Origin of the sequence: Paenibacillus sp. GXUN7292 (genome assembly GCF_050864975.1) — a bacterium.
Taxonomy (GTDB): Bacteria; Bacillota; Bacilli; order Paenibacillales; family Paenibacillaceae; genus Pristimantibacillus.
Genome location: NZ_JBOZWO010000004.1, coordinates 108,847 through 133,717, shown reverse-complemented (window position 1 = coordinate 133,717; position 24,871 = coordinate 108,847). Strand labels below are relative to the sequence as shown.

Sequence of the window (24,871 nt, the reverse complement as noted above, 5' to 3'; positions counted from 1 at the left end):
CGAACCTGCTCATGCGAAGCCACGATTAGGGCGATTCTTTGCATGGGCCGATGAAGCAGGTAGCACATTCGCCCAATTAATAAGAATATCGTTTCTAATAAGAGGCTTCGCACCTTATGTTTAATTAAATGAAATAAGGAGCGGGTAATAATGACAACGCCATTTATTAGAAACCATCAATATAATGTAATTAAAAAACAAGTCAAGCATTTGCAGAACACCTATAAAACAGTATCTGATCTCAAAATCATCGAGGCTGTCAAGCATAGCGCGCTGATTAAAATTACGGATGCGTTTGGAGAGCTTGCTGAAGAGCAAAAGCAAATGCTCGTACGAATCGTTGAGCTGGATACAGTAGAGGATCTGGAGCAGTATTTGCTTTCATTCAAGCCTTATCTGCTTGCGTTTCCAGCACTTACGGGCAAGCAGCTTGTGAAGCTCTTTCCAAAGGTGAAGAAGCTGAAGGCGCCTGACACAGCTGCTGTTGATCTTGACAGCATAACCTATCTTGGCTGGACGGATATTGCGCAAAATAAGCTGTTTATCGTTTATTCTATGCAGGGTGAGACGGTTGGCATTGAAGGCAGATTTACGCCTGCTAAGAAAGGTGTCTGCTTCTTGTGTAATCGGCACGAGGAAGTAGCGCTATTCACGGCGATTACGAAGTCGCGTCCTGCCAATGCGTCACCGGATTACTACAAAGCGATCGGCAATTACATGTGTATGGACAGCAGCGCTTGCAACAGCAATATTACAAATGTAGAGCCTTTGGAGCAGTTCATCCGCAATGTCATAAAGTAAAAGAAGAAGAGATGCTTCTAGATTTCAAAATGAAGCTCCTTCGTTTCCTGCTGGCAGGGGACGAAGGAGCTTCTGTAATTTCTTGATGAATAGCGGAGTGTCTGTCTTTGCCGAAGGATGCCTAAATGAATCGACATGGTCACACGTTCCGTTATTTGCTCTAAAACCGCCATTTTTTTAATTTCGCGGACATACATTCCGCTATGAGGCTCTAAATGAGGCTTTTTCTGAGATTTATTGATCAATAGCGGAACGTCTGCCACTTTGCTGCCTCAAAACTGCGATTTTGGGAGTAATAACGGAACGACTGACCGGCTAGAAGCTGTTGGGCCATGGATTGGGCTACAAGCAAACCGAAAGAGATGTTACTGCGATCAAGTTTGGGAGGAGGGCAGCTGTTGTACGTAAATTGAACTTTTTGATGCTAATAGCTGCTAATTCTTTATCTTGCTGTCTTATTTCGCTGTCCGTTTACAAACAGAGCATCTTTCTTGATAATAAAATCATGTAGTCGACTCTATTCAAACAAATTAAAAGCGGTGATGATGTGAACAACTCAATTAAAGAACAGCTTATACAGATGGCAGACCAGGATTACAAGAAATTCGCGTCAGCTTTAATTCCCAATATCGATAATATGCTGGGTGTTCGCCTGCCGAAGCTGCGCAAGCTTGCCCAACAGCTAGCCAAGCAGGATTGGCGTTCGTACTTGGCTAAAGCGGACAATGAATATTTTGAAGAAGTGATGCTGCAGGGTATGGTTATCGGTTATCTGAAAGCTGATATTGAAGAGGTGCTGGAAGCAGCAGCTGATTTTGTGCCGAAAATAAATAACTGGTCCGTGTGCGACAGCTTTTGTGCAGGATTAAAAATGACGAAAGCAAATAAGGAACATGTATGGGAATTTTTGCTTCCCTATTTTGCATCGGATCAAGAATATGATTTACGCTTTGGAATAGTGATGCTGCTCAACTATTATATTGAAGCTGACTATATCGAACGTGTACTGCGGCTGATCGATGAGGTGGACCACAAAGGGTACTATGTGAAAATGGCAGCAGCATGGGCGCTTTCTATTTGCTATATAAAGCTTCCTGAGCCGACAATGCATTATTTGCAGTCCAGCAAGCTCGATGATTTCACTTACAACAAGGCGCTGCAAAAAATTATAGAATCGCTGCAAATTGATAAGGAAACGAAGCAGCTGATTAGAAGCATGAAGCGTAAACAAAGCAGCTAAATAATAGCATGTACGCAAGTAAATGCTCCTTTAATGAGTCTAATTCAGAATATCTGTTGGGTCGCTAAAGTAATTGGAACAACTGACCGCGCAAGGTAATACCCTGAATTAGTTAATCATAAAGGAGATATTAAATGAAAACGAACATGACTTTTGACTACATTATTGTCGGTACAGGTCCAGCAGGGGCTGTTCTTGCTAAGGAGCTTTCTGATAATAAAAGAACGTCTGTACTTGTTTTGGAGGCGGGTAATAATCATGATAAAGATATACCGATTAGTAATTCGACCTTTGCTCCTGAACTCGAGGAAAACTTTTCTCCCCAATATTTTTGGCAAGGGAAAGGGATACCGCAAACTGGGCTTGATGATCGATCATTTGAATGGACGACTGGCCGCCTAGCAGGCGGAGGCTCTTCCATTAATGGGGAACAAAATGTACGTCCAACACAGGAAGTAATGCGAAATTGGGAAACATTGCTTGGTATATTGTGGTCGCCTGAGAATGAAACAAAGCGGTTCAAACGATTGGAAAGATATAATGGCGAGACAACGAATAAAAGCGCGCGCGGTTATCATGGCAGAATAGATATTAGGCAGGCTCCGAAAAATCCGACCACAACGGCTGAAAAGCTAACCACTGCTATGGAACGGGCTACTGGATTTCCAAAAATTGATGACTATAATGATCCTGACACTCCACTGGGGCCGTTCACACGTTGGCAGTTATATCAAAAAAGAAACGGTCAAAGGGTTAGTGCCTCAACAGCATTTCTCTCTTCGGATATCGTGACGCCTAAAGGACATGGTCTTTTTGGGCGCAAGCTGACCGTCTTATATAACACGACTGTTGTCCGAATTCTTTTTGATAATCGATCCGCTATAGGAGTACAATTTTTGGAGGAAGGGAAGTGCGTTAAAGCATTAGCGCGCAAGAAGGTTATTGTATCAGCAGGAATAAACAGCGCTCAACTTTTGATGCTCTCTGGAATCGGACCTGCTTTTACGATAAGAAAAGCCGGTATTCCCCTTATATTTAATAATCCAAACGTCGGGAAAAGATTGAAAAATCACACATTAAATTCCGCTTCATTTTCTATTAGCAAAAAAGACCGTGCGTTACCGGCTGATGATCCAAATGCTTTATACACAGGCGGGGCTTTTTTGCCCGACCCCACCGGTAAAGACCCGCATAGACGCGCAGTACAGCTAATTGGTATCGGTTCTGATGATCAGTTGAACATAGCTGTCATTTACTTAAGGCCGAAAAGTGCAGGTAATATTGTAATCCAGAGTAAAGATCCGCTTAATATTGTATTAGCTGATGAAGGATTTCTGCAAAACCCGGAGGATATGGAAGCTGTAAAAAATATTTTCACAATATATATTAAGGATATTGCTGCCGAGCTTGCCAAAATCGATTCCTCGTACCACGCGCCTGTCCAAAGGACGGCGGAGCCGTTTATCCTTGTGAGCAATGGTCTCGGTTTCTATATGGGCAAAGAGGGGCTGCTTGTTTCTTAAGGCTCAAACCCTTTTTGACTAATGAACAGTTCATTTTCAGCAAATATAGCTTTCATTCGCTCATAAACCATTTTGTAGGCGCCAGGCTGATACCACTCTTCCAATCCAAGCTCTTCATAAAGGGCTTGGATTTTTAAGTTTTTCGTTCGTTTGCCGCCGCTTCCGTCGCCCATAAAATAATCATCAATACATACTCTTCGAACTAGCGGGCGCAATAGAGCCGCAAATTGCTCACTGCTCGGAAGCATCGGGGCAATAGCAGCTTGAGCGGGTATATTAGCTTCGTTTAATTGTTTAAGCGCCTTTAATCTGGCTGGAATAGGAGGGGCTGAAGGCGTGAAATGCTTTCTTATATCCTCGCGATCCGTCTCCACCGTCATGCTGACGCGCACGCTCTTGCCAAGCTGTGACAGCAGGTCGATATCTCTAACAACTAGCGGACTTCTCGTCTGCAGCAGCAGGAAGTCAGGCGGTTGATCGACCATTGCCTCCAATATTGATCGGGTAATCCGCTCTTTATATTCAATTGGCTGATAAGGGTCTGTGCTGGAGGACATAAATATGGTAACAGGCCCTTTCTTTTTTGCGCGTTCTAATTGCTTTGACACAATGGCTGCTGCATCCCTTTTAATATCAACCCATTGCCCCCAATCAGCATCGCGAAAAAGTGAAACCGGCATTTGCCGAACATAACAGTATGAGCAGCCAAACGTGCAGCCCGTATAGGGGTTAAGGGAGTGGCTGTAGCCAGACAAAAAGCCAGTGCCTTTGTTAAGCAGTGTTTTGGGCGCAGTATAGCGCAGCTCTGTTTTCATCTGTTTGCAACGCCTCCTAATTCCTCCATAATATTTCTAAAACATATTATACTATGCTATACAGGCTTATGACTGGATAAGGCTTGTCAGAGGGATATTTTATTTTTACAGCTAGACAATATTATCCCCTTTCTAGAAATTTGTGCTCCTTACAGGAAATGAATGCGCTTTTATAATAAAGATGTAAACGTTAATAAAAATTTTGAAAGGGGAAACAAAGATGAAAAAAAGATTAACATTATTTTTATCTGTACTCACGGCCGTATCCGTTTTTGCAGCAGGCTGCGGCAAGACAACCAACAATCCTCCGGCATCTGGGAAAGAATCTGAAAAGCCAGCTCAAACCACTTCTCAGCCATCACAGGAACCGACACCTAATAATGATCCTTTCGAAATTACAATCAGACATACTCAAGTCGGCGAATCAAAAAAATTCCGTTTGGCACTATTGGAAGAAGTAGTGAAGAAAACAGAAGCAGCAGTACCTGGACTAAAAATCAAGCTTGACCCTGTTGATTCCGAAGTGAATCGTAAAGAAAAGCTTAGAGGCGAGATGGCTGCGGGCAAGCCGCCAGAAATTTTTGACGTATTCGGCAGCCCGGACGCAGCGCTTTATGCCAAAGAAGGCTTAATGCTTGATCTTACGGATATTCTAAATGAACTTGGCATTAAAGAGAAATTTAATATTTTGGCGCCATTCACGTACGAAGGCGGCATATACGGATTGCCAATTGGCGGTTCAATCGAAGGATATTTTTACAATAAAGAGTATTTTGAACAGAAAAACCTGAAGATTCCTGCGACGATTGCCGAACTGGAGGAACTCGCAGCTGCTATTAAAGCGGATGGTAAAATTCCATTTGCGCAATCCTCCAAAGATGCTTGGATACCTTTGATGACGACTAACAATCTATGGTCCTACTATGCAGGTGTAGATATTACGTACGGTTTCAAAACGGGTGCTACAAAGTGGACGGACGAAAAAATGGTCAGCGCTGTTGCGAAGCATCAAGATTGGGTAAACAAAGGCTATTTCAAAAAAGGTGAGCTTGGTTTTGACTATGCAGACATGAGAAACCAGGTTATTACTGGCGAAGCGATTATGATGATGGACGGTTCATGGGCTAACTCCGTATTTAGAGATCCTGCTCAAGCAGGTGACCTGGTAGGGAAAATCGGGTATTTCAATATGCCTCCTGTAAATGCAGGTGATCCAATTATAGTGATGCAGGATGCTAACAACGGTTACGGCTTCTCCAGTGCGGTTGCGAAGTACCCCCGTAAGCATGCGGCTGTTAAAGAGTTCATCAAAAATATGTGGACAGACGAAATGCAGCTGCGCGGTTTGAAGGAAGACGGTTTGCTGCCAGCAATGAAAATGGATTTGGAGCAAATGAAAACAACATCTGACGATCCGCTAATGCAGGATATTTTCAGAGCGGTAAGTGAAATCGGAACTTCATATCCGGCTTTTGATGCGCTAGTGCAAGCTGATGTAAATACAGCGCTGAGCATTGGTATTCAACAGGTAATCGGCGAAGGCCTTGATCCGGCGAAAATGCTGGAAAGCGTTCAAGCAGCGCAAGATGCAGCAAACGCAATGGAACAGTAATTCAACAGTAATCCAATGATGAGGCTGCAATCATTTATGAATAGATTGCAGCCTTCCAAGAAAGGGTGCCTCTTTCGCTATAAGGTGTAGGAGCGCCCTTTCTATATATAAAGAGCAGGTAACATAGCAGATAGAGCCTGCAACCAAGGCATAACAATGGAGGTCACTATGGATAAAGCGCTAAAAAAACCGCTCACTTATTTAATATTCGTGCTGCCGGCTTTTATATTATTTCTTGCCTTTTTTATTTATCCGATATTTACGGCAATTAACAACAGCTTTACAAGCTGGAATGGCATTTCACAGAATATGAATTATATTGGCATGGATAATTACAAATTTGCATTGAAGGACCCTGCTTTTGGTAAAGCAGTTTTAAATAATGTTTATTTTATTCTTTTTTCTTGTTTGATTCAGGTACCGTTAATTGTAATTTTTTCTTTGCTGATTGCAAATGTGAGAAAGCTTAAAGGGCTTTACAAAACAGCGGTTTTTATGCCGTCAATTATGTCCACAGCTGTTATTGGGATTCTGTGGCAATTTATTTATAACCCTGACTATGGCTTGCTCAACAAAGTGCTGGGCTTGTTCGGCATCGATGCGATCTATTGGCTGTCCGAGAAAAAATGGGCGATGATCTCCATTCTGATCACGAATGCTTGGCAGTGGACAGGATTCTACATTATTATGGTGCTGGCGGCGATCATCTCCATCCCGAAGGAGCTTGACGAAGCAGCTGCCATTGATGGGGCAACAGGCGTACAAAGAGCGATGCGTATTACGCTGCCGCTTATTAAGCCAATCGTTTCTGTAGTTATAATGCTTTCCATTGCAGGTGCGATGAAAGCGGCGGATATCGTGCTTGTTATGACGAAAGGCGGTCCAGCCGGATCAACTGATGTTATGGCGACCTATATGATCCGTTACGCAATTACCAGCTTCAAGCATGGCTTCGGCAATACGATTGCCGTATTAATATTTGTATTCACTATGATCATTACACTTGTCTATCAGCTATTGTTTGCAAGAAGCAACGAAAGGATTGAATACTGATGAGATCGCTAAAAAAGTCGATACCGCATGTTTTTCTAATGGGCTATTTGCTAATCATTTTGTATCCATTTCTGTTCGTGCTATTTTCTTCAGTAAAAACGGATAATCAAGCGATTGCAGCAAATCCGTTTGGCTTGCCTAGCTCCTTTCAGCTGGACAACTATGTGAATGCATGGGTAAATGCGAAAATCAGCACTTATTTTTTGAACAGCTTATATATTGGCGTGCTTGCTGCCTGTCTATCTATATTATTTGCTGCCATGTTAGCCTTTGCCGTTACTCGATTGCGGTTTAACAAAATCAGCTTGATTGTATTCCAATTAATTTTAATTGGCATGCTCATCCCAAATAATTCCTTGTTGCTTCCGATTTATGGCATAATGAGAAGACTGGACATTCTTGATACGCATATGTCGCTTATTCTTCCGTATGTTGCCAATGCCATCCCGTTTTCGGTTATTATATTGGCTGCTTTTATGCGTTCTTTGCCTGGAGAGATTGAAGAAGCTGCAGTAATGGACGGCTTAGGACCGACGGGGCTATTTTTCAAAATGATACTCCCTCTTACTGTCCCAGCGATTGTAACGGTCTTTATCGTCAATTTCTTAGGCAACTGGAATGAGTTCCTGCTTGCGAATTATTTCTTGTCCAGCGAAGAGCTGAGAACATTGCCAGTAGGCATGGTCGGCTTTAGAGATGCTTATAATACTAACTATGCGCAAATGTCTGCCGGAATCGTATTCAGCATACTGCCTGTTATGATCATATACGGAATTTTGCAAGAAAAAATTATTGAAGGCGTAACAGCAGGCAGTGTGAAGGGCTAGGCAGAAAGTTGCTTATTAGGAGCTGCCATTACTATGAATTTGCGAAATAAGCTGTTTCTGGCTTTTATAGGGCTTGTTATTATGCCGTTAATCATTCTTGGAGTGATTACTTTTTCCGTAACCTTCAAATCGATCGAAGAAAAGCATAGCCAGGAGGCGCAATACTCTCTGAAGGCGATCAGCTATAGCATAAAAAATGTGTTCAAGGAAATTGATAATGTTACGGATAACGGGATTGCTACGGGCGTTTTTCAGGAAGCGCTTAAAGCCAAGGACCCTAATTCGCAAAATTTATCAGGCTCTACGCAGCTTGTTTTGAATGCGACACAGAAGCATTTCCGTTCGTTGTTGTACAATCATCCTGCAATCGAATATGCTTTCTTGTATAATTTGCAGGATGTTGAGCGGTCTCGGATTATATCTATATTTAATAAAGAGGATTTTATAGCGATGCCATATGAGCGGTTCAAGGAGCATGAGTTATATGGCGAGGTTATGGCCAGAAATGGATTGCCCAAGTGGATAGCTCCGTATGAATACCCTGAATTGACCGGCAAGAACCGGGTATTTACTCAAATCCGATTAATTAAAGAGCTAACCAAGCTTGATAAGGTCGGTGTTCTTGTCGTTCAAATTAAAGACTGGGAGTTTGAAAGCATCTTCCACAGCTTGGAGCTTGGAAGCAGCTCAAGAGATACGCGGTTTTTGCTTGTAAATGATGACGGGCTTATTGTATACGATTACAAATCGGAGCTGGATGGTGAAAGGCTTCAAAAGTTTATGTCCAACAATTTGAGGCCGGCTGATGCGTCCACTAGCTTTAAAGGAAAATTCAACGGGGAAGAAAGTATTATTTCGATTCACCGGATTGAGGATTATTCCTGGAGTCTTGTTTCTGTTACATCATGGAGCTATCTGTCTAAAGAGCTGTTAACCTTTGGCAAATGGTTTGTGCTTATTATTGGCTTATGTTTAATAACTGCAATGATGTTTAGCTTGCTCTTTATGAATCGGATTACGGGAACGATCGGCATTATTGTAAGGTTTATGCGCAAGGTTGAGGATGGCGACTTCTCTGTTCGTGTGGAGGAAAAAGGTGATGATGAGCTCCTATTGCTGCAGCAGGGCTTTAATAATCAGATGAACAAAATCAATGAACTTTTCGAGGAAGTCAAACACGAGCAGCGCAATAAATCAAGTGCAGAGCTAAGAGTGCTGCAAGCTCAAATTAAGCCGCATTTTTTATTCAATACATTGGAATCCATTAACGTTTTGGCCGTGCAAAATGAAGGTAAAAAAGTGAGCAAAATGGTGCTGCTGCTTGCAAGAATTTTGCGAATCAGCATTCAAGGCAGTGAAGAAATTAGATTGAAGCTGGAAGTAGAGCATTTGCGCAGCTATTTGGAAATTCAGAAATTCCGATTTGAGGATTTATTTGAATATGAAATCGATATTCCTGAAGAAATGATGAATGGTATTTTATTGAAGCTAACGCTGCAGCCGCTTGTTGAAAATAGCATACAGCATGGCTTTGAAGGGATAAGCTATATAGGAAAAATTAAAGTGTCGGGCCGCATGAGCAACGATCATATGGTGCTTACGGTAGAGGATAATGGGATTGGCCTTACGACTGAGCAGCTGCTGCGTATTCAGCAGACCGAGGCAGACTATTCCGAGCATATCATTGAGCAGCAAAATGACAATCAGGAGCAGCGCGGCTTGGGGCTGCGCAGTGTCGTTCATCGTTTGCGCTATCAATATGGCAGCAATGGAGCGTTGTTTATTTGCTCAGAGCCAGGTAAAGGGACGATTGTCCAATGTATGATTCCGTACAAGGATTGAGGTGACGGCATGAAAATAAAGGCGATGCTTGTTGATGATGAAATTCATATTTTGAACAATTTATCTAAGGTGCTGCCTTGGAATGATATGGATATTGAAATTGTTAGCCTGGCCCGCAATGGCGTTGAAGCGCTGGCTGCAGCTAAGAAGCATCGGCCTGACTTGATATTGACCGATATTCGCATGCCGGTCATGGATGGCATGGCTTTGCTGAAAGAAATTCGTCAGCTTGGCATGGAAAGCGAGGTATTGCTGCTTACCGGCTATCAGCAGTTTGAATATGCGCAGGCTGCTATTCATTATGGTGTGCAGGAGTATATCTGCAAGCCGATTAATTACGAGGAGCTTGAGCAATCCGTTAAGGAAGTTGCGAAAAATATTCGTGAGAAGCAGCTGCTGCAATCGAAGGAGCAGAAATTTGACCGCATTGCTTACTTGGCCAATAAAAATTACTTATTGCAATCATTGCTGGGTCAAAGCTACAAGGAAGAGCATCCGCTTTGGAGCGAGGATGAAGAATGGGTGGATGAGCTCAGCTATTTTATGTATTTGGTAGATGTTAATGAATACGCCTATGCCTCGGTCCAGTGGACTGTTGCTGATCGCAAGGATTGGAATAAAAAAATTAGAAAAAAGCTTAAAACGATGCTTGAAGAGCGGCAGGCAAAAGAGGCAGCTGTGCTGCAAATTCGCGAAGGAGAATGGTGCATTATCATTCCAAATACGACGAATGAAAGCGTCATGGAGTCCAAACAGCTGAATCGTATGCTGTTCCAGCTGCAGGATGAAGAACGTGCGAATGAGCATGTGCATTTTCGGATGTGCGTCAAGCAAATTCCTTGCTCGGTGGCGGAACTGGCGGTTGTATACAAACAAATGCAGCAGCAGCTGACTTATCATAATTCAGACGAAGCAATCGTCATTGCCGATCAGGCTGCTATTGATCTGGCGCGAACGGTTCATGCTGATGTCGATGTAAAGTGGCAATGGATTGAGGAGCTTAGCAAGGGCTTGCGCAACGGCAGCGCTGAGCTGCTCGGCCAAGTGATCAACAGTATGAAGGAGCGGCTGCCGCAGCTATGCCTGCTGAGTGTTGCAAGAACAGAGAAGCTGCTTCATTATTTGCTTATCTATTTGCTTCGTGAAATGCGGGAGCAGCAAATGCTGGGGCAGGAGCAGGAAGAGCAAATATGGAACCAGCTGCAGGAGAGCATGAATGTAAAGGAGCTGCAGGCGCTTGTCCTTTCGCTTATTTCACAGGCGCGCAGCTCGCTGTCGACGAAAAAAAGCTCGGAGGTACTGATGTTTTCCGCTGAAAACTATATCCAGCAGCAGCTGGACAAAGATTTCGGCATTGACGATATCGCTCAGCACTTGGGCATCAGCTGCAGCTATTTTTGCTTTTTGTTCAAGCAGCATTTCGGAGAAACCTTTGTTGAATATTTGACTAGGCAGCGTATGGAAATCGCCAAATCGCTGTTAATGAACAGCGACAAAACGATTACGCAAATCGGCACACAGGTGGGATATATCGAGCGCAGATATTTTACGAAAGTGTTCCAGAAATATACGGGCATGACGCCATCAGAATACCGGATCAAGCATGCTGAGGCTGATATTAAATTGTAGTTGGATAAACATTATAGTTGGATAAACAGTGCAGCGGTTGCCTTTGGCAACCGTTTCGTTTGTTCCATGCCCCAACCGCCTCTAGCCGGTCAGTGGTTCCGTTATTACACCCGAAATGGCAGTTTTGAGGTTGCAAAGTGACACACGTTCCGCTATTGACCAACAAATCGAGGAAAAGTCCCTTTTGGTGCCGAATAGCGGAACGTGTGACCGCGAAATGAAGTAAATGGCGGTTTTAAAGCAAATAACGGAACGTGTGACCATGTCGATTTTGTAACGAATTCTGAGAGACTGTCGATTACTTGTGGGCAACTATTGATAAGCAATGAGAAAGGGGAAACGGAGAGCAAGAATGGGAATGGAGAAGCGGCAGCGTCCGCCTTTCTAGGCTAATTTTTTCCTTTACAGGGGTTTATTTATTCATAAAAATTAGACTACAACAGCGGTCGGAAACCCAATCTTGATTGCAGTGATACCCCTTTCTATTGCTTGTTGCAACTATCCACAATGAATCGACAGTCTCTCTGAAGGCGCTATTTCGCAGAAAAAGCCCTTTTCGAAAATCTAACGCATCGTAGAGACGCTATTAGTGAACAAAATGCTTATTTGGCAGTGTTATACAGCTAATAAGCCTACTACGATTCGTTACAAATATTAAACAAGCTTTTTCGGCATAATAGCGCTACCAGCATTCGTTAAAGTTTCCAAACAAGTTTTTCGACAACCTGAGTTTTGCAGCAAGAGTGTAAAGTAGAGACTTTTTAGAGTTAGTCAGATAGGCAGCAATGATATTTTTCACTGTCAAAAAAAAATTTAGCAAAATAGGGTTGAACTTTTCATTTCAGCATGATATTATTTTTCCATTAACGAATTGACCGTTTTCTTATATTGGTCAATTGGTCAAAAAGTCAAACTTTTCACAAGAAGGAGGCGTTAGAAATGGCCATTGATCGGCGGCAGCTTATCGTTGAGGCGGCGGCAAAGTCTTTTTCGTTGTTCGGTTACAAGGCGACAACCATGGATGGAGTAGCCAAGATCGCGAATGTCGGCAAGGGCACGATATATACGTTTTTTACGAACAAGGAAGAGCTGTTCCAGGAAATTATGAATCGGATGATCGGTGATGTGAAGCGGCTGGCGGAGAAAGTAATCGATCCGGACAGAACGTTTTTCGATAATCTGAACGCGGCCTTGGAACTGCTGCTTGATTTCCGCGAGGAGCATGAGCTGGCGCTCAAGCTATCCCAGGAAGTGCGGGAAATCGGAACTCCGATGGCGGTTGAAGGTTTGCAGCAGTTGGAGCGGGCCGTAGTTGGCTATATTGCGAATCTGGTGAAAATCTCGGTGGATAAAGGCGAAATCAAGCCATGCGAACCGGAATTGACGGCTTTTGTTATGTTAAAGCTGTACATGGCGCTCACCGTCGAGTGGCAAAAGATTCATAAGCCTTTGGAAAAAGACCAGGTTGCGGAAAAACTGAGGTTTTATCTGGAACAGGGATTGGCGCCAGCGTAAGCGGGATGCCTTTTTTTACGGCTTAAAATGACCAGTTGTCCGTTCTGGTCAATCGGTTTTATTGTCGTTTTTGAGGAGCGGACTGAATAAGCAAGCTGATGAAGAAACAAACAATATTAAGGAGTGGATAACTATGAAAATGAAAGGCTTGCGGCAATTTGGCAAAGAATTGTCGGCAATTGCACGCAATAAAAAGGTGCTAATTCCGGTTATCGCTGTTTTGACCGTGCCGGTTATGTATACCGCGATGTTTTTGGGAGCGTTCTGGGATCCATATGCAAAAATGGAAGAGCTGCCAGTTGCGGTTATAAATTCGGATCAGGGCACTGAGTTTCAAGGCAAAGTCATGCATATCGGAGACGACTTCGAGGAAAAATTAAAGGAAAATCCGAAGTTTCAATGGTCCTTTGTAAGCAAGGAAGAAGCGGTTCAAGGCATGAAAGACAATAAATATTATATGGCGATTGAAATTCCGGAGGATTTTTCAGAAAAAACAACGTCGCTGACATCAGACAAGCCGGAGGCGGCAAAGCTTTTATTTCTTCCGAATGAAAGCTATAACTTCCTGGCCGCCCAAATCGGCAACACGGCTGTAGAGCAAATGAAAGCGATGCTGAACAAGGAAGTAACGGAAGTTTACACTCGGACCGTATTCGAGAAGCTGGAATCGGCGGCGGACGGCATTGTCCAAGCCAGCGACGGCGCAGGCAAAATCGCCGATGGCACAACAAAAGCGAAAGACGGCGCAGAGTTGTTGAAGGCGAATCTCGGTAAGCTGACTAGCGGTACAGTATCGATGCAGGAGGGGGCAGCCAAGCTGAATGAAGCGGGCAAGCAGCTTCAAAGCGGAGCCTCCGATTTGAAGGACGGGGCTGCGGCGCTGGAAGGCGGCCTTGGGCAGTTGACGGATGCCAGCGGACAGCTTGTTGGCGGCGCTGCAAACGCGCAGGACGGCGCATCGAAATTGGCGGACGGCTTGACGGCTTCCTCTAACGGCACTGATGAATTGAAGCAGGGCGCAGCAAACCTGGCGGCAGGACTTGAAGGAATGGCCGCTAACAACGAAGCATTGGCCAGCGACCCGAACTTCCAGGCACTGCTTGTTGCAAGCAAAGGGCTGTCGGGCGGTTTGGAGAAATCGGCGGCGGGCCAGCAAGAGCTGCTGGCGGGCGCAAACAATCTGGAAGCCGGCTTAAAGCAATTGACTACCGGAGCGGGCACCCTGCAGACCAAACTTGGTGAAGCCAAGACTGGAGCAACCACATTGAGCGGCGGACTTGGGAAACTGCAAGAAGGCACTGCCGAAATGTCCGCAGGCCTGGGCAAGCTTGCCGAATCCGTCGGATCCATGACTTCTGGAGCGAAGCAGCTTGAAGAAGGCGCAACTCAAATGACATCCGGCTTGGTTGAACTGGAAGATGGCACGCATGAGCTGTCCTCAAAATTGAGCGACGCTACTACGCAAACTTCGGAATTGTCGCTGACGGACGATATGGTCGGCATGTTCGCCGAACCCATCCAGCTTGACGTAGACCGTGTCACAGAGGTTCCAAACTACGGTACGGGCTTTGCGCCTTACTTCTTGTCTCTGGGCTTGTATGTCGGGGCTTTGCTGATCACGATTGTTTATTCAGTACGCGAACCGGCTATCAAGCCGGCCAACGGCTGGAGCTGGTTCTGGAGCAAGGCGCTGATGCTGATGCTGGTCGGTGCGATTCAGGCGCTGATTGCGGATGCCGCGCTGATCTTCCTCTTGAACCTGGAAGTACAGAACATGGGCATGTTCATTCTGTTCTCAATTGTAACAAGCATCACATTCATGATGCTGATCCAGTTCTTTGTCGCATCGATGGGCAACCCTGGACGTTTCGTAGCGATCGTGCTGCTGATTCTCCAGCTTACCAGCTCCGCCGGCACATTCCCGCTTGAGCTGATCCCTGGCTGGCTGCAGTATGTAACGCCTTGGCTGCCGATGACGTATTCCGTAGCCGGCCTCAAGGACGTGATCTCCAGCGGTGATATTACCCGCATGTGGGGCGATGCAGGAATGCTTGGCATTTACGCGGTTGTGTTCGCAGCGCTGACGCTGACGTACTTTATTATCAGCCATCGCAACGAACGTGGCGAAAGCAATGAAATTGCCGCAGTTTAACGGCTTGTATATGTAAGCTCTGATACAAAAAAAGAAGATCGCCTCCACTGCCTGTTTATTAAGGCGGGAGGCGATCTTCTTTTTGTGCGTATTCTAAAGCTTATTCCTGATTTGTCAGCTTTTGTTCGAGCCGTTCAATGACCGTATCCAAAAGTAAGGAGGATGCTTTGAATAAGCTCAGAGAGTTAAATGAACAAGCCTTTTCACTGATGAAGGATAATTGTATTATTATTAATACATCCAGAGGTGCAGTCATTGATGAGGAAGCTCTCGTTAAGGAGCTTGAGAAAGGCAGCGTGCTTGGATGTGACTGAACCTGAGCCGCCGGCGTTGGACCATCCTTTTCGCAGCTTGCCAAATGTCATCTTGACTTCGCATATAGCAGGAGCTGTAAATAATGGCCTCTACCGTATTGGAAGATATTTGATGCACGAACTGGCCAGCTTTATGGAAAACAAACCGCTGCACGGGGAAGTGAAGCGTGAGCACTTATCATCGATTGCCTGATTCGCAACAACATGCTGAGTTAATAATATATGCATGGCAGGAGGGAACACATGTCCAGATATGTAACGATTAGTACGATAGGCCCTTACAGTGCGATAGTTGCACCAGAGCTGTCGATGGAAGAGGCTGTTCCTATCGTGATTGAGCACTTATCCTCAAAAATACAGCAGGTGCTGCCAGACCAGCCGGATCTTATTGTTTTGCCTGAATTATGCGATAAGCCAGACCGATTTACAAGCGAGCAAAAAAAGGCATTTTATAAAGCGAGAGGCAATCGCGTGCTGAATGCTCTATCTGAGCTTGCCAGAAATAATGAGTGTTATATCGTGTATCCTCATTGCAGAGAGCTTGATGACGGCACTTATCGCAATTCTGCAGCATTAATTGATAGAAATGGCCGGACAGTAGGCTATTACGATAAAAATTACCCAGTTGTCCCAAGTGAAACCGAATCTGATGGGATAGTCGCGGGAACAGATGCTGTAGTACTGCAATGTGATTTTGGCACAGTCGGCTTTGCCATTTGCTTCGATCTTAACTATGATGCGCTGCGCCGCAAATACGAGATGCTGCGTCCGGATTTGATCGTATTCAGTTCTATGTACCATGGCGGCTTGATGCAGGTATACTGGGCTTATTCTTGCCGTGCGCACTTTGTAGGCGCCATTGCATTCGAGCCTCTCAGTACCGTTTTATCACCGCTTGGCGAACAGCTTGCTGCATCGACTAATTATTATGATTACGTAACGCAAGCTGTCAATTTGGATTGTGCCGTTATACATCTTGATAACCATTATGATAAATTGCATCAGATGCGAGAAAAGTACGGCCGCAAGGTAAAGGTTGTTGATCCAGGCAATTTAGGCGCAGTGCTGATATCCAGTGAAAGCAATGAGTTCACTGTTCAGGATTTAATGAAGGAATTTGATTTTATACGGATTGATGATTACTTGCGGCTTTCAGAAGCCAATCATCTTGAAACGTTAAGCAATAAACTAAAGTAGCTAGAAACCGGGGAGGGCTTACAGGAAGCCCTCTTTTTTTCATATTTACAACAGTTTGAATGGCAAAGAAGTGAAAAGGAATGATAATAAACAATATTAAGCTCAGCCAGTTTGGGATTACTTGGAGGCGGTTTATTGGAAACAAGGCTTGCTTTTTGGGCCTGTGCACAGTTATTCTATTACTTGGGCATCGAACTGCCAGATCGACTCGGATAAACCGGCCCGTTATACATGAAGTCTTAATATGACTTGGCATCGCCAAGCGCGGTTCGAAAACTCCCGCGTAACCAAAACTAGGAGGAAAGGTATAAATGTTTAATTTTGGATGGGGTGTGTTTTTTGTCCTCGTCAATTTTGCGCTGTTTCTTATTTGCTATCGCATGTTTGGGCGCAATGGCTTGTATGCTTGGGTAGGAATTGCCACTGTGCTGGCGAATATTCAAGTGACAAAGACGATTGAAATGTTCACCTTAGTAATGACGCTTGGTAACACGATGTACGGCACAATTTATTTAACGACGGATTTACTGAATGAGAAGTATGGGGAAAAAGAGGCGCGCAAGGCGGTTTGGTTCGGCTTTTTCACCTTAATTATGACAACGATTGTGATGCAGATGGCGCTTGTGTTTCAGCCGCAGGCGGAAGATTTTGCCCAAGAGCATTTGGAAGTGATTTTCGGCATGCTGCCAAAGCTGATGATAGCAAGCTTAGCTGCTTATTTTACAAGCCAGTTTCTCGATGTTCGACTGTTCTCCATGCTCAAACGGATGTTTCCAAAGCCGCACCAGCTTTGGATACGCAACAATGGAAGCACGAGCGTAAGTCAATTGGTAGATTCCCTCGTCTTTTGCACAATAGCTTTTGCATGGGATTACAGCTTCGATATATGGTGGCAAATATTTATAACGACTTTCTTAATTAAATTTGTTATTTCTGTAGCATCAACGCCTATTATTTATATCGCTCGCAGTTTTAAATTCAAGGACGAGTAGCAATGCACAAGTAAATAAGCTGTATGCAACAATCAAACTCAAACTTCTGGCTATTGAGCTATCTGATCAGTTTCCCTCAAACTGGCCGGATAGCTTTTATTATGTGGCAGAAGGTTAGATTCCTTGACTTATTGCGAGCTCACTCATCTTTAGGTATGATGAAAATAATTCCATTTTGGGAGTGATCGCTAAATGACGACTTACATAGCTCTTTTGCGGGGCATTAATGTTGGAGGAAACAATAAAATTAAGATGGCCGATTTAAAGCAAGAGCTGGTGAAGCTGGGGTATGCCAATGCCCAAACGTATATCCAAAGCGGCAATATCGTTCTTACCTCTAATGAAAGCGAGAATGAGCTGAGAGATCGTCTTGAAGCGATGATCGCAGAGGCGTTCAAGCTGTCGATAAAGGTTGTCATTAGAAATGCAGATGAATTAAAAAAAATTGTTGCAGATTGCCCGTTTGCGGATGAACAAATTGTCCAAGCCGATGGTGCTTCAGAGTTTCAAAGCTTGTATGTGACGATGCTGCTTGGCATGCCTGTGCAAGAAAAAGTGGACAAGCTTAAGCTTGTGGAGGCACCAGGCGAGCAATTCGTTATTGGGGGCAGGGATGTGTATTTGTTGTTTGACCAAAGCGTTCGCAATTCCAAGCTTTCGATACAAATGGATAAGCTGGGAACAACTGCTACGACGCGCAATTGGAAAACAATGAATAAGCTGGTTGCAATGGCTGATGAAATGACAAGTGGTTAATCGTTCCGAGCCTTACGTTTGCTTGCTGGTTTAGACAGCAAACGGAAGGAAATGCTATAGTAGAACAATCTTTAGAATAACGAAAGGGGCAACCGTAATGGCAACCTTGAATCATATACCAGTTGTTACTGCACAAATGATGATTAGAAAGTCTGTTGAACAGGTTTTTGAGGCTTTTACCGACCCGTCTATGACTACAAAATTTTGGTTTACAAAAAGCAGCGGAAGATTAGAAGCGGGAAGCCGAGTAAGATGGGACTGGGAAATGTACGGTGTTTCCGATGATATATTTGTAAAAGAAATCGAGAATAATAAGCGAATTCGAATCCAATGGTCGGATAGCACAGAGACCGAGTGGATATTTACCTCTAGAGCTGAAAACGAAACCTTAGTTGCGATTACTAGCTCAGGATATACAGGAAATGGAAACGAAATCGTAAATCGAGCTGTTGATGATATGGGCGGATACATGATTGTGCTCTGCGGACTGAAGGCGCTGCTGGAACATAATATCATATTGAATCTCGTAGCGGACAAAGCTCCTGACGCAAACGTAAATTATTAATAATGAACTTTACGCCATGACACCGCCGACTTTAAAGTGGGCGGTTTTCTTTTTGAAAAAATGTGCTTGACGCAAGAGGTTTGTTGTGACAAACTATCTATAGATGGTTTGTTGTAATAAACCTTTTTTGAAGTATAGGAAAGTATAAGTTTTCACCTTATACCTGTTCCTATACTTCATCGGTAAACGCGCCTCCTTCGTTCAAGCGAAGGACGGCGGAGCCGTTTATCCTTGATTGAGATTGGGGGGGGAAATATGGAGGAGCACAAATTATTCGATGCGGAGTATAAGTTTATTAGTTTAGTGTGGGAGCATGAGCCGCTCAATTCAACTGAGCTGTCCAAGCTTTGCTTGCAGGAGCTGGGCTGGAAGAAATCAACGACTTATAATATGATCCGCAAGCTTGTCGAGAGAGGCCTTTTGCAAAATGAGCAAGCGACTGTCACATCACTCGTAAAGCGCGAGCAGATCCAGAAGTACGAAAGCGAGGCTTTGCTGGAAAAAGCTTTTGACAATTCCTTGCCTACTTTTATTGCTGCATTTTTGAAGGATAAGAAGCTCTCTAAGGCAGAGGCGGAGGAAATTAAGAAAATGATCGAGGGTGCAATCAAATGACAGAACTGTTCATTGCGGTGCTGAATTTGAGTATTGTGGCAAGCTATACCGCTATACTTGTCATGATTGCCGGCTTTGTATTAAAGAAGCTGAAACTGCCGACTGTGTTTGCTTATGCGCTGTGGGCTATTGTGTTCATTCGTTTAATTATTCCACTGTCGTTCGAAAGTAATGTCAGTATGATGCCGATCAACACCAATACGATTCCTTATCAATATTCAACTGCACCAAGTATCGATTCTGGCATCGCCGTAATCGATCAATCCGTGAACAAGGTGATCGAATCCTCACTGCCTGCTGCGCAACCAGCCAATTCTATAGACCCAATCGATATTATTTTGTATGCGGCAGCTTTCGTATGGCTGACTGGAATAGCTGTTTTGGCGACGTATGCTTTCATTTCGTATGTAAGACTGTATAGGAAGCTTTCGACAGCGACAAAGGTGCAGGGCAATGTGTTTGAGTCGGATCGGATTAGTGCGCCTTTCGTGCTGGGTCTGATTAAGCCGAAAATTTATTTACCGCTTGGATTATCAGGAGAACAGCTGTCATACATTGTGCAGCATGAGCAGACCCATATTCGCAGGTTCGATTACTTGACGAAACCGATTGCTTTTTTAATCACTATTATTCATTGGTTTAATCCACTAGCCTGGCTATCCTATAATTGGATGATCAAGGATATGGAGATGTCTTGTGACGAGAGTGTAATGAAAAAGTCCAAGGGAGATGCACGCGCCGCATATTCTTACGCCTTGCTGTCTATGGCAGCCAAGCAAAGCGGTTTTCCAAGCCCGATCTCTTTTGGCGAAAGCGATGTAAAAGGAAGGATCAGAAATATTATGAGCTATAAAAAACCTGTTATTTGGCTGGGCAGTCTGGCTGCCGCGCTACTTATTATTTTTGCCGTCAGTCTGTTATCGAATCCTTTGCGAGCAATGGAGCCGGCAGGACAGTATGAACAGGCCTGGAAGAATCGGACGCCGTATATCGGCGATGCAGGCAAGGTCAGCAGCATTAGCGGCGGACTGCCATATCCAGCGCCTTTTAAATATGACCATATTCAGCTTCAAACCGAAAAAGAGCCATTCGGCTTGACCGTATATATTGCAATAAACGAAGAAGCTGCAGCCGCTGCTAACGGGTTAACTCCTGCTCAGCAGCTAGCGCTCGCTGCGCCTGAATTTCATCGAAATGCGCTGCTGATGTTCGGTTTGATTGGCAATGCAGGGGAGATTGTGTTTCAAATCAAAGATGAACCGGAAGAGAGCAGCTTGTTCTACACAAGGGAGTGGGCGCAAGCGAGAGCAGAGCAGCCGCTTTTCGCAGAAACTGAGAAAAGAAAGGATTTCGAGGATTTTGCTAAAAAAGCGGATGAAAGGGTTGTTCAGGATCAAGTAACGGCGGTTGTTGAAGGCTTTGGCCAAAGCTTAAAGCAAGTCAGAATTGCAACCGTGCCTGCAGAACAGACCGAAGCGTTGATGGATCAATTTTATGCGCCTTATGTCACAGCTGAGCAGATGGCGAAGTGGAAGCAAAATATGGAGCTTGTCCCAGGCAGGGAGCTATCCAGTCCTTGGCCGGAAAGAATTGATATCGATTCTATTGCTATAGAGGGCGAAGACTCTTGCCTTGTAAAAGGGAATATAATAGGGATGGCGAGCACAGGCGAAGCGGGCAAAATAGAAGTAGAATTGACGGTTGTGCGCGAGAACGGCCAGTGGAAAATCAATAGCTTTGAAGAAAAATAGTAGAAGCAATAACAGTAAAAAATATCCTTTTGCTCCCTGGGCAGAGGATATTTTTTTATTAAATTCTAATAATTTTAACTCAACTTTCGCAATTGATGAACTTCTAAGGGTTGCCACAAACGCTATTCGTGCAAATTTGATGGTTTAAATTTTCTAACGGTTGCAATTTCGCTTAATTTCCCAAAAAGCACTGATTTTGCTTGAGAAAGGGTATAATAGCGCTCGTGACAACCATTACATTCTCAAATAAGCTAAAATAATCGAAATAGCCTCTCTGGCAACCGTTGGGCAATTATGGCAGTTGATGAAAGGGTGTGTTTTGCCATACGAATCGGTGCTTTCTAAAATATTGAAACAACTGCAAGTTTTCACCTTATACTTGTCCTATATCTCATCGGTAAACTCGCCTTCGTTAAAGCGAAGGACGGTAGAGCCGTTTAACCTAGTATCTAGTTATTATTGTTGAAAGATTGTATTCCTTGGTGTATTATGCAAATAATTCTATTCAGCGCCTTTTCGCATTATTCTTCGACTTCTATTAAGGAAAGTAGGTCGCCAGATGCTTTTTCCTAAAACGTTGAAAAATAGACTTATCGTGCTTCTCCTGCTTTGCTCCTTGTTTCCGCTAGTTTTTATCGGTTCCATTACCTATTCCTCCATGTATGCTATTTTGAAAAACAGATCCGAGAAAGGTATTACGAGCAATCTTCATAATGTCCGTCTTTCCTTTGAAAATACGCTCAGTCAATTGAACCATGCATCTCAGCAGCTTGTGTTTGAAGGCCGCATAGGCAATAAAATCAATGCCTATCTTACGACTAGCAACTTGTTTGAGAAGAAACAGCTATACGAAGAAATCGAGAGCGAGATTAGCTTAATCCACTTCACAAATCCTTCCCTTGGCTTAATTTTTTATTATATCGCCGAAACGAATGAAACGATATTTCAAAACTCACATGTCCGAGAAGATTTTAATATTTTTGAGCTGCCGCTGCTGGCGGAGCAATTGAAATTTACTTATTACGGGCCGCATCTGTCCCTTAATCCGCTGGATGGCTACAAGGTGCTTTCTGTTGTGCGCAAGGTGGAATTTCCCAATCGTGATGATGTTTATTTGTATATGGAAACTGATTTTAAATTGACGGATCGCATATTGAATACAGACGATATGGTCAAGGATACGTTTTATTTTTTTGTGGATACGAACGGTCGCATCGCCTATAGCGAGAATGAGGAAGATTTCCCAGCAGGCAGCCTGATCGATATGTCTTACCAGGAAGCGAGTATGCAAAAGGATTATTATGTTTTTGAAGAGCTGAGCAATCAATCGTGGAGGATTGTAGCGGCGATATCCAAATCAACCTATGAGCGCGAAATTAATCGCTGGATCAGCCAGTTTGTATTTTTTGCAGCATTGTCACTTATTGTCGGCTGTTTGCTTGCGTTTATTATTTGGCGGATGATTTATTCGCCGCTTCTGCATTTGCAAAAAAATATACGGCGGTTAAAAAACGGCCGAATGTCAGAGCTCCCGAGCCTGAAGGAAAATGTTGCTTTGGAATTTGCAGAAATTCATCATGAGTTTTCAACGATGCGGCTGCGTATCGATGAGCTGATTACAGATATTGATCACAATGCAGAGAGCCGCAGGCTGCTGGAAATCGAAAATCTTTTGTATAAAATCAACCCTCATTTTATACATAATACGCTAGATACAATTCGCTGGCAGGCGAGAGTCAACGGGCAGCATGAGACAGACAAGCTCGTTTCTACATTGAATAGATTGCTTCATTATAATCTTGGAAAAGGGCAAATGGCACCGATCGAGGAGGAAATAGCAGCGCTCAAAAATTATGTCATGCTGCAGGGGGTACGCTATAACTTCCAGTTTGATGTGCAGATACAAGCAGATCCTGACCTGCTGAAGCTGCCAGTCCCAAGATTTATTTTACAGCCGCTTGTTGAGAACTCTATTTCTCATGGGTTGAAAAATAAGGGCGGAGATCAGGGGGTTATTGAAGTTATCGTTCGAGAGGAAAACGCCACGCATATTACAATTGCCGTACGCGATAATGGCTATGGCATGACGGAAGATGAGGTTGAGCGCATGCTGGCAGGAGAGGACGGTATCGCGAGCAGAACGGGCATGGGAATCGGCTGGCAATATGTAAGACGCATGCTTGAGCTGAATTTTCCCGGTACAGCCAGTATGGATATACAAAGCAGCTTGGGCAAGGGAACGATTATTACTTTATGTTTGCCGATCGTTGTAAAGGGGGAAGAGCAAGGTGCGTAACGTGATGGTCGTTGATGATGATTATTTGGTAAGACAGGGGTTTATTCGAATTATGCCTTGGGAGCGATTCGGCATGGCCGTGACCTGCGAGGCAAGCAATGGGCTGGAAGCTTTGGAGCTGCTTGAAAAGCATACGGTAGATTTGCTTATAACCGATTTGGCGATGCCTGTTATGACGGGACTGGAGCTGATGAAGCAGGTTAAAGTACGGTATCCGCGTATTCATATGGTTGTGTTGACCTTTCATCATGAATTTGAGCTGATCCGGGATGCGCTTCGACTTGGGGCATTGGATTATATTACAAAGCTGGAGCTTGAAGGCGATCAGATGGAGTCTATTTTGCAGCGGATTGTGAGCCGCATCGATGACCAGCAATTGCCTGTCCATACCCAATCTCAGGCTCATATGGACTCTGTGATGGAGCAAGATGCGATATGTACGGTATCCAGGCTGCTGCCTCAGGAGAAAGAGCTAGTATGGACGATCATTGAGGGTAAAGATGTGAATGAATTGCAAAAAGAGGCATGGCAGGGAGCGACGGGGCAAAAAGATAAACATGCTCTGGATCAAGTGTACGTGATGTGGCAAGGCGTAAAAGGGCTGCAGAAGGAACAGCTGCTGGGAAGGCTGCGCATGGACGGAGAGCGATTAATGTTTTATGAGTTTCAAGCGGGCAAGCACTACTATGAGCTGCCTGTCGACTGTTTGCAGGACGTACAGCAAGTGAGCAAGGAGGACGTTACACAGTTAGGCGTTTCCTGGTCGCAGCTTTCCTGGATAACGGATAAGGAATTGTTTGAACGATTGCTGGAGCAAACCGCAGCTATTCGGCTGCCATTAGGCCAGTTGGAGCAAATGCTGTATATTGCGATGGAGGAATGGAGCAAATACTTCGACCGGTCGATTATCGGTTTTGATGAGCAGCGCAAGCCGCAAATATGGCAGGAATGGGTGGACTGGCTTGAGATGATGCGACAGCGCATGCAGCAGGAAGGCGGCGGGCTGCCTTATTCGGAGGAGGTAGTAGCCAGTATTATGAAGGCTGTCGACTATGTGAAGCAGGAACTCAAGCATGACATTCAGCTTCCCGACATTGCCAGAAGGGTTTGTATGAGCCGCAGCTACTTCAGCCGCTGCTTTCGTGATATTGTCGGCACGACTTTTCAGGATTTTGTAAGAGATATAAGAGTTGAGCATGCCAAAACCTTGCTTAGCCAGACCAATCGTTCCATAAGCTGGATCGCTTCGCAATCCGGCTATCCAAATGAACGGTATTTTGGAAAAGTATTCCGGCAGACTACAGGGCTGTTGCCAAGAGATTACCGGAAAGCTGGGCAGAAAAGTCACAAATAATCTTCAATAAAGTGCAATATGA

The 24,871-nt window shown here is 44.2% G+C and carries 19 protein-coding genes and 1 pseudogene; 19 read left to right on the top strand and 1 reads right to left on the bottom strand.

The window, feature by feature from the left end; all coding sequences use genetic code 11:
- Positions 1-150 precede the first annotated feature (150 nt).
- The 3 genes from ACRRU2_RS05900 (at position 151) to ACRRU2_RS05890 (ending at position 3,564) form a co-directional block, all read left to right on the top strand.
- Positions 151-801, top strand: coding sequence for a FusB/FusC family EF-G-binding protein (locus ACRRU2_RS05900; RefSeq protein ID WP_432500394.1), 651 nt, complete (start codon positions 151-153; stop codon positions 799-801).
- A gap of 547 nt (positions 802-1,348) precedes the next feature.
- Positions 1,349-2,041: a DNA alkylation repair protein gene (locus ACRRU2_RS05895; RefSeq protein WP_432500392.1), complete on the top strand. Its 693-nt coding sequence runs from the start codon at positions 1,349-1,351 to the stop codon at positions 2,039-2,041.
- 134 nt (positions 2,042-2,175) lie between these two features.
- Positions 2,176-3,564, top strand: coding sequence for a GMC family oxidoreductase (locus ACRRU2_RS05890; RefSeq protein WP_432500390.1), 1,389 nt, complete (start codon positions 2,176-2,178; stop codon positions 3,562-3,564).
- On the opposite strand, the gene ACRRU2_RS05885 is transcribed toward ACRRU2_RS05890, so the two are convergent.
- Complete coding sequence (locus ACRRU2_RS05885) at positions 3,561-4,379, bottom strand: SPL family radical SAM protein (protein ID WP_432500388.1); 819 nt, start codon at positions 4,377-4,379, stop codon at positions 3,561-3,563. The genes ACRRU2_RS05890 and ACRRU2_RS05885 overlap by 4 nt on opposite strands.
- Positions 4,380-4,599: 220 nt before the next feature.
- Here ACRRU2_RS05885 and ACRRU2_RS05880 point away from each other — a divergent pair, with 220 nt between their 5' ends.
- The 16 genes and pseudogenes from ACRRU2_RS05880 (at position 4,600) to ACRRU2_RS05805 (ending at position 24,849) form a co-directional block, all read left to right on the top strand.
- Positions 4,600-5,991 carry an ABC transporter substrate-binding protein gene (locus ACRRU2_RS05880; RefSeq protein ID WP_432500386.1) on the top strand — a complete coding sequence of 464 codons (1,392 nt, stop codon included), beginning with the start codon at positions 4,600-4,602 and terminating at the stop codon, positions 5,989-5,991.
- A gap of 168 nt (positions 5,992-6,159) precedes the next feature.
- Entirely contained in the window at positions 6,160-7,044 is an 885-nt protein-coding gene (locus ACRRU2_RS05875) for a carbohydrate ABC transporter permease (RefSeq protein ID WP_432500385.1), read from the top strand.
- Positions 7,044-7,871 (top strand): carbohydrate ABC transporter permease, encoded by an 828-nt coding sequence (locus ACRRU2_RS05870; protein WP_432500384.1) that lies wholly within the window; start codon positions 7,044-7,046, stop codon positions 7,869-7,871. The genes ACRRU2_RS05875 and ACRRU2_RS05870 overlap by 1 nt, the downstream gene beginning before the upstream one ends.
- A gap of 33 nt (positions 7,872-7,904) precedes the next feature.
- Positions 7,905-9,713 carry a cache domain-containing sensor histidine kinase gene (locus ACRRU2_RS05865; protein ID WP_432500383.1) on the top strand — a complete coding sequence of 603 codons (1,809 nt, stop codon included), beginning with the start codon at positions 7,905-7,907 and terminating at the stop codon, positions 9,711-9,713.
- A 9-nt stretch (positions 9,714-9,722) separates the two neighbouring features.
- Positions 9,723-11,342 carry a response regulator transcription factor gene (locus ACRRU2_RS05860; RefSeq protein ID WP_432500381.1) on the top strand — a complete coding sequence of 540 codons (1,620 nt, stop codon included), beginning with the start codon at positions 9,723-9,725 and terminating at the stop codon, positions 11,340-11,342.
- 939 nt (positions 11,343-12,281) lie between these two features.
- The gene (locus tag ACRRU2_RS05855) at positions 12,282-12,857 is read left to right on the top strand and encodes a TetR/AcrR family transcriptional regulator (RefSeq protein ID WP_432500379.1); all 576 of its coding nucleotides are present in this window, start codon (positions 12,282-12,284) and stop codon (positions 12,855-12,857) included.
- Between the two features lie 133 nt (positions 12,858-12,990).
- Positions 12,991-15,009 (top strand): YhgE/Pip family protein, encoded by a 2,019-nt coding sequence (locus ACRRU2_RS05850; RefSeq protein ID WP_432500378.1) that lies wholly within the window; start codon positions 12,991-12,993, stop codon positions 15,007-15,009.
- 137 nt (positions 15,010-15,146) lie between these two features.
- Positions 15,147-15,516 (top strand): annotated as a pseudogene (locus ACRRU2_RS05845) (NAD(P)-dependent oxidoreductase).
- A gap of 50 nt (positions 15,517-15,566) precedes the next feature.
- Positions 15,567-16,520 (top strand): carbon-nitrogen hydrolase family protein, encoded by a 954-nt coding sequence (locus tag ACRRU2_RS05840; protein WP_432500376.1) that lies wholly within the window; start codon positions 15,567-15,569, stop codon positions 16,518-16,520.
- 311 nt (positions 16,521-16,831) lie between these two features.
- Positions 16,832-17,512, top strand: a complete 681-nt coding sequence (locus tag ACRRU2_RS05835) for a queuosine precursor transporter (protein ID WP_331698396.1) — start codon at positions 16,832-16,834, stop codon at positions 17,510-17,512.
- Between the two features lie 192 nt (positions 17,513-17,704).
- Positions 17,705-18,268, top strand: a complete 564-nt coding sequence (locus tag ACRRU2_RS05830) for a DUF1697 domain-containing protein (RefSeq protein WP_432500375.1) — start codon at positions 17,705-17,707, stop codon at positions 18,266-18,268.
- Positions 18,269-18,365: 97 nt separating this feature from the next.
- The gene (locus ACRRU2_RS05825) at positions 18,366-18,833 is read left to right on the top strand and encodes an SRPBCC family protein (protein ID WP_432500373.1); all 468 of its coding nucleotides are present in this window, start codon (positions 18,366-18,368) and stop codon (positions 18,831-18,833) included.
- Between the two features lie 255 nt (positions 18,834-19,088).
- The gene (locus tag ACRRU2_RS05820) at positions 19,089-19,448 is read left to right on the top strand and encodes a BlaI/MecI/CopY family transcriptional regulator (protein WP_432500372.1); all 360 of its coding nucleotides are present in this window, start codon (positions 19,089-19,091) and stop codon (positions 19,446-19,448) included.
- Entirely contained in the window at positions 19,445-21,199 is a 1,755-nt protein-coding gene (locus ACRRU2_RS05815; protein WP_432500371.1) for a M56 family metallopeptidase, read from the top strand. The genes ACRRU2_RS05820 and ACRRU2_RS05815 overlap by 4 nt, the downstream gene beginning before the upstream one ends.
- A gap of 559 nt (positions 21,200-21,758) precedes the next feature.
- Positions 21,759-23,495 carry a sensor histidine kinase gene (locus tag ACRRU2_RS05810; RefSeq protein ID WP_432500370.1) on the top strand — a complete coding sequence of 579 codons (1,737 nt, stop codon included), beginning with the start codon at positions 21,759-21,761 and terminating at the stop codon, positions 23,493-23,495.
- Entirely contained in the window at positions 23,488-24,849 is a 1,362-nt protein-coding gene (locus ACRRU2_RS05805) for a response regulator transcription factor (protein WP_331698390.1), read from the top strand. Before ACRRU2_RS05810 ends, ACRRU2_RS05805 begins: the two co-directional genes overlap by 8 nt.
- Positions 24,850-24,871: the final 22 nt, after the last annotated feature.

Excerpts from the sequence above, each read along its gene's own strand:
- ACRRU2_RS05900 (WP_432500394.1), top strand. The coding sequence starts at position 151 with ATGACAACGCCATTTATTAGAAACCATCAATATAATGTAATTAAAAAA.
- ACRRU2_RS05890 (WP_432500390.1), top strand. The coding sequence starts at position 2,176 with ATGAAAACGAACATGACTTTTGACTACATTATTGTCGGTACAGGTCCA.
- ACRRU2_RS05885 (WP_432500388.1), bottom strand. The coding sequence starts at position 4,379 with ATGAAAACAGAGCTGCGCTATACTGCGCCCAAAACACTGCTTAACAAA.
- ACRRU2_RS05880 (WP_432500386.1), top strand. The coding sequence starts at position 4,600 with ATGAAAAAAAGATTAACATTATTTTTATCTGTACTCACGGCCGTATCC.
- ACRRU2_RS05875 (WP_432500385.1), top strand. The coding sequence starts at position 6,160 with ATGGATAAAGCGCTAAAAAAACCGCTCACTTATTTAATATTCGTGCTG.
- ACRRU2_RS05870 (WP_432500384.1), top strand. The coding sequence starts at position 7,044 with ATGAGATCGCTAAAAAAGTCGATACCGCATGTTTTTCTAATGGGCTAT.
- ACRRU2_RS05865 (WP_432500383.1), top strand. The coding sequence starts at position 7,905 with ATGAATTTGCGAAATAAGCTGTTTCTGGCTTTTATAGGGCTTGTTATT.
- ACRRU2_RS05860 (WP_432500381.1), top strand. The coding sequence starts at position 9,723 with ATGAAAATAAAGGCGATGCTTGTTGATGATGAAATTCATATTTTGAAC.
- ACRRU2_RS05855 (WP_432500379.1), top strand. The coding sequence starts at position 12,282 with ATGGCCATTGATCGGCGGCAGCTTATCGTTGAGGCGGCGGCAAAGTCT.
- ACRRU2_RS05850 (WP_432500378.1), top strand. The coding sequence starts at position 12,991 with ATGAAAATGAAAGGCTTGCGGCAATTTGGCAAAGAATTGTCGGCAATT.
- ACRRU2_RS05840 (WP_432500376.1), top strand. The coding sequence starts at position 15,567 with ATGTCCAGATATGTAACGATTAGTACGATAGGCCCTTACAGTGCGATA.
- ACRRU2_RS05835 (WP_331698396.1), top strand. The coding sequence starts at position 16,832 with ATGTTTAATTTTGGATGGGGTGTGTTTTTTGTCCTCGTCAATTTTGCG.
- ACRRU2_RS05830 (WP_432500375.1), top strand. The coding sequence starts at position 17,705 with ATGACGACTTACATAGCTCTTTTGCGGGGCATTAATGTTGGAGGAAAC.
- ACRRU2_RS05825 (WP_432500373.1), top strand. The coding sequence starts at position 18,366 with ATGGCAACCTTGAATCATATACCAGTTGTTACTGCACAAATGATGATT.
- ACRRU2_RS05820 (WP_432500372.1), top strand. The coding sequence starts at position 19,089 with ATGGAGGAGCACAAATTATTCGATGCGGAGTATAAGTTTATTAGTTTA.
- ACRRU2_RS05815 (WP_432500371.1), top strand. The coding sequence starts at position 19,445 with ATGACAGAACTGTTCATTGCGGTGCTGAATTTGAGTATTGTGGCAAGC.
- ACRRU2_RS05810 (WP_432500370.1), top strand. The coding sequence starts at position 21,759 with ATGCTTTTTCCTAAAACGTTGAAAAATAGACTTATCGTGCTTCTCCTG.